The 14,595-nt window shown below is 54.0% G+C and carries 12 protein-coding genes; 9 read left to right on the top strand and 3 right to left on the bottom strand.

Annotation, left to right across the window (positions count from 1 at the left end; translation table 11 throughout):
- Nucleotides 1-58: 58 nt before the first annotated feature.
- The gene (ompC, locus tag OGX81_RS18540) at nt 59-1,240 is read left to right on the top strand and encodes a porin OmpC (RefSeq protein WP_012131883.1); all 1,182 of its coding nucleotides are present in this window, start codon (nt 59-61) and stop codon (nt 1,238-1,240) included.
- Nucleotides 1,241-1,304: 64 nt separating this feature from the next.
- Here the strand turns inward: ompC and OGX81_RS18535 are convergent, their stop codons facing one another.
- Both OGX81_RS18535 and OGX81_RS18530 read right to left on the bottom strand, forming a co-directional pair.
- Entirely contained in the window at nt 1,305-2,201 is an 897-nt protein-coding gene (locus tag OGX81_RS18535; RefSeq protein ID WP_012131882.1) for a siderophore-interacting protein, read from the bottom strand.
- Between the two features lie 15 nt (nt 2,202-2,216).
- Nucleotides 2,217-3,428, bottom strand: coding sequence for an MFS transporter (locus tag OGX81_RS18530; protein ID WP_012131880.1), 1,212 nt, complete (start codon nt 3,426-3,428; stop codon nt 2,217-2,219).
- 132 nt (nt 3,429-3,560) lie between these two features.
- Here OGX81_RS18530 and iucA point away from each other — a divergent pair, with 132 nt between their 5' ends.
- The 8 genes from iucA (at nt 3,561) to mrkJ (ending at nt 13,880) form a co-directional block, all read left to right on the top strand.
- Nucleotides 3,561-5,285, top strand: a complete 1,725-nt coding sequence (iucA, locus tag OGX81_RS18525) for an aerobactin synthase IucA (protein WP_024130228.1) — start codon at nt 3,561-3,563, stop codon at nt 5,283-5,285.
- On the top strand, nt 5,286-6,233 hold the full coding sequence (iucB, locus tag OGX81_RS18520; protein ID WP_104868518.1) for a N(6)-hydroxylysine O-acetyltransferase IucB: 948 nt from the start codon (nt 5,286-5,288) through the stop codon (nt 6,231-6,233).
- A complete protein-coding gene (iucC, locus tag OGX81_RS18515) occupies nt 6,233-7,966 on the top strand; it encodes an NIS family aerobactin synthetase IucC (RefSeq protein ID WP_104868517.1) in 1,734 nt (577 codons plus the stop codon). Before iucB ends, iucC begins: the two co-directional genes overlap by 1 nt.
- 3 nt (nt 7,967-7,969) lie before the next feature.
- Nucleotides 7,970-9,304, top strand: coding sequence for an NADPH-dependent L-lysine N(6)-monooxygenase (iucD, locus tag OGX81_RS18510; protein WP_104868516.1), 1,335 nt, complete (start codon nt 7,970-7,972; stop codon nt 9,302-9,304).
- Between the two features lie 25 nt (nt 9,305-9,329).
- Nucleotides 9,330-11,531, top strand: a complete 2,202-nt coding sequence (gene iutA, locus OGX81_RS18505; protein WP_012131873.1) for a ferric aerobactin receptor IutA — start codon at nt 9,330-9,332, stop codon at nt 11,529-11,531.
- A 176-nt stretch (nt 11,532-11,707) separates the two neighbouring features.
- Nucleotides 11,708-12,421, top strand: coding sequence for a flagellar brake protein (locus OGX81_RS18500; RefSeq protein ID WP_104868515.1), 714 nt, complete (start codon nt 11,708-11,710; stop codon nt 12,419-12,421).
- 15 nt (nt 12,422-12,436) lie between these two features.
- Nucleotides 12,437-13,021, top strand: a complete 585-nt coding sequence (locus OGX81_RS18495) for a helix-turn-helix domain-containing protein (RefSeq protein ID WP_181397029.1) — start codon at nt 12,437-12,439, stop codon at nt 13,019-13,021.
- A gap of 142 nt (nt 13,022-13,163) precedes the next feature.
- The gene (gene mrkJ, locus OGX81_RS18490) at nt 13,164-13,880 is read left to right on the top strand and encodes a cyclic-di-GMP phosphodiesterase MrkJ (RefSeq protein WP_058669307.1); all 717 of its coding nucleotides are present in this window, start codon (nt 13,164-13,166) and stop codon (nt 13,878-13,880) included.
- A gap of 59 nt (nt 13,881-13,939) precedes the next feature.
- Here mrkJ and OGX81_RS18485 read toward each other — a convergent pair whose 3' ends face one another.
- On the bottom strand, nt 13,940-14,590 hold the full coding sequence (locus tag OGX81_RS18485; RefSeq protein WP_104868514.1) for a fimbrial protein: 651 nt from the start codon (nt 14,588-14,590) through the stop codon (nt 13,940-13,942).
- Nucleotides 14,591-14,595: the final 5 nt, after the last annotated feature.

Raw genomic sequence — 14,595 nt, 5'->3', positions numbered from 1 at the left:
AGTGATCTTCAGGATTCGATCACTTATTCATATCAATTATTATTATAGGGAATACATAATGAAAAGAAAAGTTCTGGCGATGCTTGTCCCTGCTCTATTAATTGCAGGCGCTGCAAATGCGGCTGAAGTGTATAATAAAGACGGCAATAAACTGGACCTGTACGGTAAAGTTGATGGCCTGCGTTATTTCTCTGACGATGCAGGTAGCGACGGCGACATGTCCTATGCCCGTCTGGGTTTTAAAGGCGAAACGCAAATTGCCGAGCAGTTAACCGGTTACGGTCAGTGGGAATACAACATTCAGGCCAACGGTACTGAAGGTGATAAAGGTGACTCCTGGACTCGTCTCGGCTTCGCTGGTTTAGGTTTTGGTCAAAACGGTACTTTCGATTACGGTCGTAACTACGGCGTGGTTTACGACGTAGAAGCCTGGACCGATATGCTGCCAGAATTCGGCGGCGATACTTACACTCAGACTGACGTTTATATGTTAGGCCGTACTAACGGCGTAGCAACCTACCGTAATAACGGCTTCTTTGGTCTGGTTGATGGTCTGAACTTTGCGCTCCAGTATCAGGGTAATAATGAAGGCACCGGTTTTGGTCAGGAAGGTTCCGGCAATAGCGCAGGTCGCAAGCTGGCTAAAGAAAACGGCGACGGCTTCGGTATGTCCACCTCCTACGACTTCGACTTCGGTTTAAGCCTGGGTGCGGCATACGCCAATTCCGATCGTACCGATGCTCAGGTTGCTCGTGGTTACGGTGACGGCATGAACCAGCGTAATAACTATGCTGGTGGCGATAAAGCTGAAGCCTGGACCGTTGGTGCTAAATACGACGCCTACAATGTTTATCTCGCCGCCATGTACGCTGAAACCCGTAATATGACTTACTATGGCAATGGCGACAGCGAACTTAATGGCGGTATCGCCAACAAAACGCAGAACTTTGAAGTTGTTGCACAGTATCAGTTTGATTTCGGTCTGCGCCCGTCTATTGCCTACCTGCAATCTAAAGGCAAAGACTTAGGTGGTCAGGAAGTAAGACACGGCAACTGGCGTTACACCGATAAAGATCTGGTGAAATATGTTGATGTAGGTATGACCTATTACTTCAACAAAAATATGTCCACCTATGTTGATTATAAAATCAACCTGCTGGATGAAGACGATAGCTTCTACGCAGACAACGGTATCGCAACCGATGATATCGTAGCCGTCGGTCTGGTTTACCAGTTCTAATATTCATTAGATACTGCACTAAGCCCGCATAATGGAATAATTTCATGATGCGGGCTTTTTATTATCACGCGCGCCCTTTAGACCAATATGCCATAAAGTTAATCGCTTTGTGCTCAACGCCACGCTCGCCAATTAAATGGCGGCGCAGCAGTTTGACGACGGTGGACTCTGCGGCCACCCACCCATAAAACGCCGTGCTGCTGGTCGTGGCCTTATCCCAGAGAAGCTCCCCTTCGGCTTCTTCTTTCACCGTATCCACCGTATCGGGATGGCGACTTTCGGGTACTCTGGCATGCGTTTTTACGGCCTGAATCAGGCATTCACCGTGCTTCGCCGCTGCGGGGTTACGCGGCAACCAAAAAATGTCGGCGAACTTAAACTCGCTTAAATTCGCGCAGTCGCCCTGTTCAGGAACTTCAAAGAACGCCTGAACCTGTGGCGGATTGGTCTGTCTCGCCAGCATCTCAAGGATACCGCGCGCGGCGGGGAGCGCCGTCTCATCAGCAATGATTAACGCATTCCGCAGTCCCTGGGGAGGCGTCCATTCATAGCCGCCGCTGTCTTCAGCATACGCCGCGTCAGGCGCCACCATCTGAATGGCGTCGCCGGGTCTGGCGTTAATCGCCCATGCCGAAGCCGGTCCCTCTGTACCATGATTGATAAATTCCACGGTGACCTCCTGGCGAGCAGGATCGACATGTCGCAGCGTATAGGTGCGGATAACCGGGCGCTTCTCTTTTGGCATCCCCAGTACAAGCTGGTACCAGTGCCCTTCGGCAGGCAACGACGGCGGCGTACCGTCTTCAGACGGAAACAACATCTTAATGCGCTGATCCGGCGAGTCGCATTTCATCTGCGCCACCTCCTGCCCGCTGAAAACCAGGTTCAGCAGCGAAGGGGAAACCTCCGTCTTACGCGCCAGTTGAACGTTGAACAGGCGGTAGCCCTGAACTCCAGCCATAACTTTTCCTTACGCTTAAATCGCGGAATGACGTGAACGGTAGCGGCTGCGCCAGATAAAGCCAGACACCACGGTAAATAACACAGCGACGAAAAAAGCCGCCACAATCAGCGCCGCTGCGGCGCCGGTTTTCGACACCAGCGGCACCAGCAATGCACAAAGCCCATAGCCAAGCGTGTGGCTGGTCGCGATCCAGCCCGCGCCTGCGCCGTCTGTCAGCTTATCATTCAGTAAAAGCTGATAAGCGGGTGTTGCCAGAGCAGCCCCAAACGACAGCACCGCACAGCCGAGGTAAAACAACCATAGCTGTTCGGCGAGCATTATCGCCAGGCCACAAATCATCAGCGCTCCGGCACTCAAGAGCAGCGCCATCGGCGTCAGGCGCTGCGGGCGGAGCACCCCGAACTGTGCGATAAGCGCGGCGACTGCGGCCAGCCCCAACAGCCACGCCACCTGATGGCTAATGGCGGCGGTATCCGTGGCGAACTGGCGAGTAAGGGCGGGTGAAAGACCAAGCTGCATCATGCTCACCGCCGCAGCTAATAACAGCGCGCAAAGCAGATAAGGCAGGCAATCCAGCCTCAGGCTGGCGCTCTTGCGCTCCGCTGCGGGCTGCGGTGGCGTGCCAGGCAACCGCAGCAGCATCACCAGCGCCAGCAGTGGCGCTGCCATCAGCAGCCCCATCGGCGCCAGAGGGTGAATTGCCAGCATCGCCGCTGCGCACAACGGCCCGAATAGTCTGCCGCAGCTCAAGCCGGAGCTAATGGTTGCCAGAGCGACCATACGATTCCCTTCCCCTGCTCTCTGCAATGCCCAGACCTGACAGGCTGGCACCATCGCCGACACGGTAAGCCCGTAGGCGATCCGCGCGATGATTAATATTCCCAGCCCCACCGCTGTTGTTACGGCGCCGGTCGCCATCAGCATGCTTCCCAGCCCAAGCAGAGTAAAGCTTGCGCCGTATCCCCCCAGTGCCCACAGCACCACAGGCTTACTGCCCACACGGGCAATTTGCTTTCCCCACCACGGGGAAGACGGCAGGAACAGCATTGAGCCAAGCATCAGCAAAGCCGCCCAAATCGACAGGCTCAGGTTTGTCTGAATCACCAGTACAGGGATCGCGACCAGCAGGCCGTTTTGCCCGACACCGAGTAACCCCGCGCTGAACGCAAGCGGCCAGCAGGACAATGGTTTTTGCGGCGTTTCCGCGCTCTCAAGAGACGTCACGATGTTGCAATTCCATGTATTAATTGTGTTTATTTGTAAAATTAATTTTACCGATTCTAACAATTGTTATTGATAATGAGAAACCTTATCGGCAAAATTCGCATTATCATAATGAGTGGGATCTGTTTGATTATGACTTTGCCAACTAAAACGTCAGCCCTGGATGTGGCTGCGCAGTGCTTCCTGAATTCCCTGGTTCGTGAAACCAAAGACTGGCGGCTGACGGAATACCAGCCAACCGAATTGATCATCCCGCTGGGCGAACAGCAGGCGCTCCATTTCAGAGTGGCTTATTTTTCCCCAACCCAGCATCACCGCTTTGAATTTCCGGCGCGTCTGGTCACAGCGTCCGGCAGTCACCCCGTCGATTTCGCCACCCTCTCCCGGCTTATTGTTGATAAGCTCCAGCACCAACTCTTGCTGCCCGCGACCAGTTGCGAAACCTTCCACCAGCGCGTGATGGAAAGCCACGCCCATACGCAGCAGGCGATTGATGCCCGCCATGACTGGGCAGCCCTGCGTGAAAAAGCGTTGAACTTTGGCGAGGCGGAGCAGGCTCTGCTGGTCGGGCACGCCTTCCACCCTGCGCCTAAGTCTCATGAACCGTTTAACCAGCAGGAGGCCGAACGCTACCTACCGGACTTCGCGCCCCACTTCCCGCTGCGGTGGTTTGCGGTGGACAAAACGCAGATCGCCGGTGAAAGCCTGCACCTCAACCTGCAACAGCGGTTGACGCGATTTGCCGCAGAGAATGCGCCGCAGTTACTCAATGAATTAAGCGACAATCAATGGCTATTCCCACTGCACCCGTGGCAGGGGGAGTATCTGTTGCAGCAGGAGTGGTGCCAGGAGCTTGTCGCTAAAGGACTGATTAAAGATTTAGGCGAGGCCGGCGCGCCGTGGCTACCGACCACCTCTTCCCGCTCGCTCTACTGCGCCACCAGCCGCGACATGATCAAATTCTCCCTGAGCGTGCGCCTGACCAACTCCGTCCGTACCCTGTCAGTGAAAGAAGTGAAGCGTGGAATGCGCCTGGCGCGCCTGGCGCAAACCGACGACTGGCAGACGCTACAGGCTCGCTTCCCGACTTTCCGGGTGATGCAGGAAGACGGCTGGGCCGGGCTGCGCGATCTCCACGGCAACATCATGCAGGAAAGCCTGTTTGCCCTGCGTGAAAACCTGCTGGTGGATCAGCCGCAAAGCCAGACTAACGTACTGGTCTCCCTGACCCAGGCCGCACCGGATGGCGGTGATTCGCTGCTGGTTGCGGCGGTAAAACGCCTGAGCGATCGCCTCGGCATCACTGCGCAACAGGCCGCCCACGCATGGGTCGATGCTTACTGTCAGCAGGTGCTGAAGCCGCTGTTTACGGCTGAAGCGGATTACGGCCTGGTGCTGCTGGCACATCAGCAAAATATTCTGGTTCAGATGCTTGGGGATCTGCCGGTCGGGCTTATCTACCGTGACTGCCAGGGCAGCGCATTTATGCCTCACGCGGCAGGCTGGCTCGACACCATTGGCGAAGCGCAGGCGGAAAACGTCTTCACCCATGAGCAGTTGCTGCGCTACTTCCCTTATTACCTGCTGGTTAACTCCACTTTTGCCGTGACCGCCGCGCTGGGCGCCGCCGGGCTGGACAGTGAAGCGAATCTGATGGCTCGCGTACGAACCTTGCTGGCTGAAGTGCGTGATCAGGTGACTCATAAAACCTGTCTCAACTACGTGCTGGAAAATCCGTACTGGAACGTAAAAGGTAACTTTTTCTGTTATCTGAACGACCACAACGAGAACACCATCGTCGATCCCTCGGTGATCTACTTCGATTTCGCCAACCCGCTGCTGGCTCAGGAGGGCTAAATGTCTAAGGCAAACATCGTTCACAGCGGATATGGACTGCGCTGTGAAAAACTCGACAAGCCTCTGAATCTTAGCTGGGGGCTGGACAATAGCGCGGTGCTGCGCTGGCCGGGGCCGCTGCCGACAGGGTGGCTGCGCGACGCGCTGGATCAGATATTTATCGCCGCACCGCAACTTTCAGCGGTGGTTCTCCCCTGGGCCGAATGGCGCGAGGAGCCACAGGCGCTGACGCTTTTCGGGCAGGTAAAAAGCGACATCATCCATCGCGCCGCCTTCTGGCAGTTACCGCTATGGCTGAGTTCTCCGGCAAACTGGGCCTCCGGCGAAATGTTTTTTGATGCAGAGCGTGAGATTTATTTCCCGCTGCGCCCGCCCCGTCCGCAGGGCGAGGTTTATCGCCGTTACGATCCACGCGTTCGCAAGACGCTGAGTTTCCGCGTTGCCGATCCCGTTCTTGATGCAGAACGTTTCACCCGCTGGATGAACGATCCGCGCGTTGAGTATTTCTGGGAGCAAAGCGGCTCGCTGGAGGTACAGACCGCCTATCTGGAGCGCCAACTCACCAGTAAACATGCGTTCCCGCTGATCGGCTGCTTCGACGATCGGCCGTTTAGCTATTTCGAAATCTACTGGGCGGCGGAAGACCGCATTGGCCGCCACTATTCGTGGCAACCCTTTGACCGTGGCCTGCATCTGCTGGTTGGTGAACAGCAATGGCGCGGAGCCCACTACGTGCAAAGCTGGCTGCGCGGGCTGACGCATTACCTGCTGCTGGATGAGCCCCGCACGCAGCGCACCGTACTTGAGCCACGCGCCGATAACCAGCGCCTGTTCCGCCACCTTGAGCCTGCGGGATACCGGACAATTAAAGAGTTCGACTTCCCGCACAAGCGCTCGCGCATGGTGATGGCGGATCGCCATAACTTCTTCACGGAGGTCGGTCTGTAATGAATCACAAGGATTGGGATTTTGTTAACCGCCAGCTGGTGGCAAAAATGCTGGCCGAGCTGGAGTATGAGCAGGTTTTCCACGCGGAATCTCAGGGCGATGGCCGCTACTGCATTAACCTGCCGGGCGCGCAATGGCGCTTCAGCGCTGAACGCGGCATCTGGGGCTGGCTGTGGATTGATGCTCAAACGCTGCGCTGCGCGGACGAGCCCGTTCTGGCGCAAACGCTACTGATGCAGCTAAAGCCGGTGCTGTCGATGAGCGATGCCACCGTTGCTGAGCATATGCAGGATTTGTATGCCACGCTGCTGGGCGACCTGCAACTGCTGAAGGCACGTCGCGGGCTGAGCGCCAGTGACCTGATTGATCTTGATGCCGACCGCCTGCAATGCCTGCTAAGCGGCCATCCTAAATTCGCTTTTAATAAAGGCCGTCGGGGCTGGGGCAAAGAGGCGCTGGAGCGATATGCGCCAGAGTACGCCAACACCTTCAGACTGCACTGGCTGGCGGTAAAACGTGAGCATATGGTCTGGCGCTGCGACAGCGAGCTGGATATTCAGCAGTTGTTGACGGCCGCGATGGACCCGCAGGAGTTTGCCCGCTTCAATCAGGTCTGGCAGGAAAACGGGCTGGATAACGACTGGCTGCCACTGCCGGTACATCCGTGGCAGTGGCAGCAAAAAATCGCCCTCGACTTCATCGCCGATCTTGCCGAAGGCAGGATGGTTTCTCTCGGCGAGTTTGGCGACTTGTGGCTCGCCCAGCAGTCGCTGCGCACCCTGACCAACACCAGTCGCCAGGGCGGGCTGGATATCAAGCTGCCGCTGACCATCTACAACACCTCCTGCTACCGGGGGATTCCGGGCAAATACATCGCCGCCGGGCCGCTGGCCTCACGCTGGCTGCAACAGGTTTTTGCGACCGACGCCACGCTTAAGCAAAGCGGCGCGGTGATCCTCGGTGAACCGGCGGCGGGCTATGTGTCCCATGAAGGCTATGCCGCGCTTGCCCAGGCCCCCTACCGCTACCAGGAGATGCTCGGCGTTATCTGGCGTGAGAATCCGTGTCGCTGGCTGAAGCCGGACGAAAGTCCGATTCTGATGGCGACACTGATGGAGTGCGATGAAAACAATCAGCCGCTGATAGGCGCATATATCGACCGCTCCGGGCTGGACGCTGAAACCTGGCTCACGCAGCTGTTCCGGGTGGTAGTGGTTCCGCTGTATCACCTGCTTTGCCGCTACGGCGTCGCGCTTATCGCCCACGGACAAAATATAACGCTCGCCATGAAAGAGGGCGTACCGCAGCGCGTGCTGTTGAAAGACTTCCAGGGCGATATGCGGCTGGTGAAAGATGCGTTCCCGGAGATGGACTCCCTGCCTCAGGAGGTGCGTGACGTCACCGCTCGCCTGAGCGCCGACTACTTAATTCATGATTTGCAGACCGGCCACTTCGTGACGGTTCTGCGCTTTGTTTCGCCGCTGATGGCTCGCCTTGGCGTACCGGAGAGGCGTTTTTATCAACTGCTGGCAGCAGTGTTGAGTGATTACATGCAGGAACATCCACAAATGTCAGCGCGCTTTGCGCTTTTCTCACTCTTCAAGCCACAAATTATTCGCGTAGTGCTGAACCCGGTAAAACTGACCTGGCCCGACCAGGACGGCGGCAGCCGCATGTTGCCGAATTACCTTGAGGATCTGCAAAACCCGCTGTGGCTGGCAACCAGGGACTGAATCATGACAAACACTGTAGATTTTATTGGCGTAGGCATCGGCCCGTTCAACCTGAGCATCGCGGCGCTATCTCATCAGGCCGAAGGATTAAGCAGCCGCTTCTTTGACGGCCGCCCGCATTTTGCCTGGCATCCCGGCATGCTGGTGCCGGACTGCCATATGCAGACCATGTTCCTGAAAGATCTGGTTAGCGCTGTGGCTCCCACAAGCCCGTACAGCTTTGTTAACTATCTGGTGAAGCGCAAAAAATTCTACCGCTTCCTGACCACCGAGCTGCGTACCGTGTCCCGCGATGAGTTTTCCGATTACCTGCGCTGGGCCGCCGAAGGGATGAACAATCTGCATTTCAATCATACCGTTGAGAGTATTGATTTCGACGAGAGACGCCAGCGGTTTGTGGTGCAGACCAGCCAGGGCGAAAGCGTTGCCCGCAATATCTGCCTTGGCATTGGCAAGCAACCGCACCTGCCGCCTTGCGTAAAAACGGCGACGCAAACCTGCTTCCACGCCAGTGAAATGAGCCTGCGCCAGCCAGACCTCGGCGGCAAGCGAGTCACCGTGGTTGGCGGCGGGCAAAGCGGCGCCGACCTGTTCCTCAATGCGCTGCGCGGAGAATGGGGCGACGTTGCAGAGATCAGTTGGGTCTCGCGCCGCAATAACTTTAACGCGCTGGATGAGGCGGCGTTCGCCAACGAATACTTCACGCCTGAGTACGTTTCAGGCTTCGTCGGTCTGAATGAAAGCGCGCGCCAGAAGATGCTCGACGAGCAGAAAATGACCTCCGACGGCATCACGGCCGACTCGCTACTGACCATCTATCGAGAGTTGTATCACCGCTTCGAGGTACTGAGGCAACCGCGTAACGCCCGTCTGCTGCCAAGCCGCTCGGTCAGCGGGCTGGAAAATCGAGGCCAGAGCTGGCAACTGCTGCTGGAGCATCATCTGGATAACGGCTATGACACTCTGGAAAGCGACGTGGTGATTTTCGCCACCGGCTACCGTCCCGCGCTGCCGCAGATACTTTCACCGCTGATGTCGCGAATCGCCATGCGCGATGAGTGCAATTTCAAAGTACGCGACGACTTCACCCTGGAGTGGAACGGCCCGAAAGAGAACAACATCTTCGCGGTCAACGCCAGTATGCAAACCCACGGCATTGCCGAACCACAGCTCAGCCTGATGGCCTGGCGCTCCGCCCGTATTCTTAATCGCGCGCTGGGGCGTGATTTATTCGATCTCAGTATGCCGCCCGCCCTGATTCAATGGCGCAGCGGCAGCCGGGAAAAACCGCAGCCGGAGGCTGCTTCTTTAACTCGCTACACAGCATCTTTGGGCTGATTTTTTCCGCCCGTGTGAAGGAATAATGATGATAAGCAAAAAGTATACCCTTTGGGCTCTCAACCCACTGCTTCTCGCCATGATGGCGCCAGCAGTCGCTCAACAAACCGATGATGAAACGCTCGTGGTGTCTGCCAACCGCAGCAATCGCACCGTAGCGGAGATGGCGCAAACCACCTGGGTTATCGAAAACGCCGAACTGGAACAGCAGATTCAGGGCGGCAAAGAGCTGAAAGACGCGCTGGCTCAGCTGATCCCTGGCCTTGACGTCAGTAGCCAGAGCCGCACCAACTACGGTATGAACGTGCGTGGCCGCCCGCTGGTCGTGCTGGTTGACGGCGTGCGTCTCAACTCTTCACGCACCGACAGCCGACAGCTGGACTCTATCGATCCTTTCAATATCGACCATATTGAAGTGATCTCCGGCGCAACGGCCCTGTACGGCGGCGGCAGTACCGGTGGTCTGATCAACATCGTGACCAAAAAAGGCCAGCCGGAAACCCAGATGGAGTTTGAGGCTGGCACCAAAAGCGGCTTTAACAGCAGTAAAGATCACGATGAACGCATTGCCAGCGCCATCTCCGGCGGCAATGACCATATCTCCGGGCGTGTTTCAGTGGCGTACCAGAAGTTTGGCGGCTGGTTTGACGGTAACGGCGATGCCACCCTGCTCGATAACACCCAGACCGGCCTACAGTATTCCGATCGCCTGGACATCATGGGCACCGGTACGCTGAACATCGATGAAACCCAGCAGCTTCAGCTGATCACGCAGTACTATAAAAGCCAGGGCGACGACGATTACGGGCTGAATCTTGGGAAAGATTTCTCCGCCATTAGCGGGGCCAGCACGCCATACGTCAGTAAGGGGCTGAATTCCGACCGTATTCCCGGCACCGAGCGTCATCTGATCAGCCTACAGTACTCCAACAGCGATTTCTTTGGTCAGGAGCTGGTCGGCCAGGTTTACTACCGCGATGAGTCGCTGCTGTTCTACCCGTTCCCGACTGTAAATGCGAACAAACAGGCGACGGCTTTCTCCTCGTCACAGCAGGACACCGACCAGTACGGCATGAAACTGACCCTGAACAGCAAACCGCTGGACGGCTGGCAAATCACCTACGGGCTGGATGCCGACCACGAGCGCTTTACCTCCAACCAGATGTTCTTCGATCTGGCCCAGGCAAGCGCTTCCGGGGGGCTGAACAACCAGAAGATTTACACCACCGGGCGCTATCCGTCGTATGACATCACCAACCTGGCGGCCTTCCTGCAATCAAGCTATGACATCAATGATATCTTTACCCTCAGCGGCGGCGTACGCTATCAGTACACTGAGAACAAGATTGATGATTTCATCGGCTACGCGCAACAACAGCAGATTGCCGCCGGGAAGGCGACATCCGCCGACGCCATTCCAGGCGGCTCGGTCGATTACGACAACTTCCTGTTCAACGCCGGTCTGCTGATGCACATCACCGAACGCCAGCAGGCATGGCTCAACTTCTCCCAGGGCGTGGAGCTGCCGGACCCGGGTAAATACTACGGTCGCGGCACCTATGGCGCAGCGGTGAACGGTCACCTTCCTCTGACCAACAGCGTGAACGTCGGCGACAGCAAGCTGGAAGGCGTGAAGGTCGATTCTTATGAGCTGGGCTGGCGCTTTACCGGCGACAACCTGCGCACCCAAATCGCGGCCTACTACTCGATTTCCGATAAGAGCGTGGTGGCGAATAAAGATCTGACCATCAGCGTGGTGGACGACAAACGTCGCATTTACGGCGTGGAAGGCGCGGTGGACTACCTGATTCCAGATACCGACTGGAGTACCGGTGCGAACTTCAACGTGCTGAAAACCGAGTCGAAAGTGAACGGTAGCTGGCAGAAATATGACGTGAAGGTGGCAAGTCCATCGAAAGCGACAGCCTACATTGGCTGGGCGCCGGACCCGTGGAGCCTGCGCGTACAGAGCACCACCTCCTTCGATGTGAGCGATGCAGAAGGCTACAGCATTGATGGCTATACCACCGTCGATTTACTCGGCAGCTATCAGCTTCCGGTGGGTAAACTCAGCTTCAGCGTTGAGAACCTCTTCGACCGTGACTACACCACCGTCTGGGGGCAGCGCGCACCGCTGTACTACAGCCCTGGTTACGGCCCCGCTTCCCTGTATGACTACAAAGGACGCGGCCGCACCTTTGGTCTGAACTACTCAGTTCTGTTCTAAACCGCCCTCCTTGCCCGGCACATGCCGGGCAAATTCACCGAATGTCAATACGCAATCAATAGCATTGAACTATTTTTGAAAATTCAACAATAGGCCGCATCCTTTTATTTTTAATAAACAGGCGATCGCAACATGGGATAATAATCTGAAAGGACATTGTATTTTAGAGAGATGGTATGTCAGAAGGAGTTTCGAAAAAATCCAGATATGAAATTATTGCTATCCTGAGAGAAGAATTCAGGGTTAAGTCTAAACTGGATTTTAGTTTTAACGATCTGAGCTGGCAATCAGATTTACGAAAAGTTGACAGTTCATCTTTTTATATCGATCTCCCTCCCTCTTTTCAGCCTTCGTTATCTGAAAACGACGATGTCTGTTTTCAGATCCACAGTAAACTTGGCAGGATTGAGTTTGCCACCGCACAGATAAATACTGAGCACAATAGCCCGGATAACGTTTTCCGCTTTGCCATTCCTGAGAGCATAAACATACTGCAACGGCGATCGTCCCCCCGACTTAAGACAAGAGAGAGTTATCAATTCTGTTGTTCTGGTCGTTATAAAAATGGCGTTACTTTTAAACATACGTTAAATGATGTCTCTGACGGCGGGTGTTCTTTCATATCCACCCAATCTCAACTTAAATTTATGCGTAAAGATAATGTGTTAGAAAATGTTGAGATGAGCTTTGGTGAATATGGCAGCGTAATGACTAACTTAAAAATCATCAGCGTAACAGAACTCCATAGCGAAAAATCGTATGAAGAAGCAGATTTCCGCATCTCTTGTATGTTTCAGCATAAAAGTGACGATTATAAACATTACATAGAGAATGTTATCGTCAAATTAATTATTGACAATAAAATTAAAAATAAGATTTTTTTAGTTTAACAGACCGGGAAAACATTGAGTAATTTATTATTTTACACTGATGATAATCTCATTGGGCAATCAATCCTGCATTACATGGCGGACAATGAGATAAATATTACCACGCTGGGCTATCAGGAGATCGCCGGGAGAACCTGTGCCCCTCAGTCGGGTACGATTATTATCAATGTCATTCATAAGGATATCTCTGCGGCCAGGACGGTCGCCTTGCTCAATAGATTACGAATGTATCTCACGCACTGCACGCTGCTCGTTCTGATTGTAAAAAGCGACCTCGCCAGCTTATGCCGTGAACTTCTCGATCTTGAAAATGTATTGATTCTGACGGAAAACGCGTCTTGCTCCGATCTCTCGGCCATCTTCAAACATCCTTTAACGGCCCGCGAATATCAGCGCTTATACACCCGGCGAAAACTCACTACCAGGGAGCAGCAGGTGCTGGCGCTAATGATTGCCAACCATAACAATAAACAAATAGCAGAGCTTCTCAATATTGACTATAAAACAGCCCACACTCACAGAGCGAGTATTATGAGAAAGTTAGGCATGAATAACTCGCAAGTGATGAACAAAAGAATCGTCAATATGTTTCGATGCTAAACATATTAAATGTGCAGATGACCAATCAAAAACCGATAATTAATTGTTAACCAGCCCCCTGCCAATCATTTTCACCGACAAAAATATCACTTATATTAATACCACCCCCTCTCACCGTTGACCTGATTTCTGACGAGATATAATGGACGCACTTATGTTTTTCAATCATAATTTGTCACGTAGCGATATATCCGTTCGATATGTCTTCCAAAAAATGTTTTCACCTCTCGGGGCGCTTGTCGCCGTTGAGTGCCTGAGCCGCTTTGACCATATCCCTGTTTCTCCAGAAGAGTTATTTCGTTATGCCAATGCGGACTTACGGGAAAGTATCTTTATGGAACAACTGGCGTTAATAGAAAAACATAAAGCGTGGTTTATAAAAAACAATGTTTCTGCCACGATTAACGTTGACGACCATATACTCAGCGTCCTGCTACGGCCAGAAGTGAAAGCGAAAGTCAAAGCACTGGGCTGCGTTCACTTTGAAATCACGGAAAACTCTAACGAACTGTTGAATAACTCTCTCGCCGCCTGGTGTGATTCCCACAGCACCCCACTCTGGCTCGATGACTTTGGCGCTGGCTACGCGGGAATTAACGCGATTCGCGGCTATCATTTTGATTATGTCAAAATCGACAGAAACTTCTTCTGGCATTTAATGCAAAAAGAGTCTGGTCGGCCATTGATGGATGCGCTGGTCACCTTCCTTTCCCGTAACCAGCATAATGTGATTATTGAAGGCGTCGAAAGCGAAGCGCATAAGAAATGGTTGCAGGGTATGGAGTGGTTTGCCATTCAGGGGCATTACTGGAAAGAAGTCAGTATTGAACAACTGGTCAAAGAAGAGATTACGGTTTAAAAAAGAGAAAAAAATGCCGGAAGACTCCGGCATCAAAACCAACCTTCACACGCAAGAAATCAGTTATACACTAACTCCCAGGTTGCCCAACTGGTCAACGGGCCACTGGTCGCTTTCTCCGGCGCTGGCGTAACGTAACCGATGTAATAAGTAAACACACCGCCGCTTACCGCTTTTTCCACCAAAGGCACCCGGTTTTGCTGCGGGTCAGCCGGAACAATTTTGTTGCTTTTATCCAGCGTATTATTGTCGTTGGTCGACAGCGCCAGAAAAATATGGCTGGCCCCATCCGCTCGTGTATTCGCCAGATAACCGGCATTTTCGTTGCCGACGGTATTGACCGTGAATCCATCAATCCAGCGCACACTTACCGTGCTGATCTCATCGTTATTCGCAGCGCCACCATCATGACGTAACTGACAGTTCGACAATTCCAGGGTGAAGGATTGCGGTTTCATAAATGCGCCCGCGCCACGGGCATGTACTTCCGCGAGGCTTACCGGAGCCAGCCAGACGCTACCGCTGCCCGCATTGTTGCCCCCGTTGAGTGCCACGCTACAGGAGATATCCGTTACTCGCCCTGCGAAGTCCACCCGTCCGCGATCGTAATTGGTTTCAAATCCCCACGCTGAAGAGGCGACAAGCATTCCGCTTATCAGGGTCAACTGAGTGAGTCGTCTGATATTTTTATACTGTGCTGAATCACGCATACCCA

The organism is Citrobacter sp. CK206, assembly GCF_030333125.1.
Taxonomy (GTDB): Bacteria; Pseudomonadota; Gammaproteobacteria; order Enterobacterales; family Enterobacteriaceae; genus Citrobacter_B; species Citrobacter_B koseri.
Note: the sequence above shows the minus strand (reverse complement) of the source record. Positions and strands in the feature narration are given on the sequence as shown.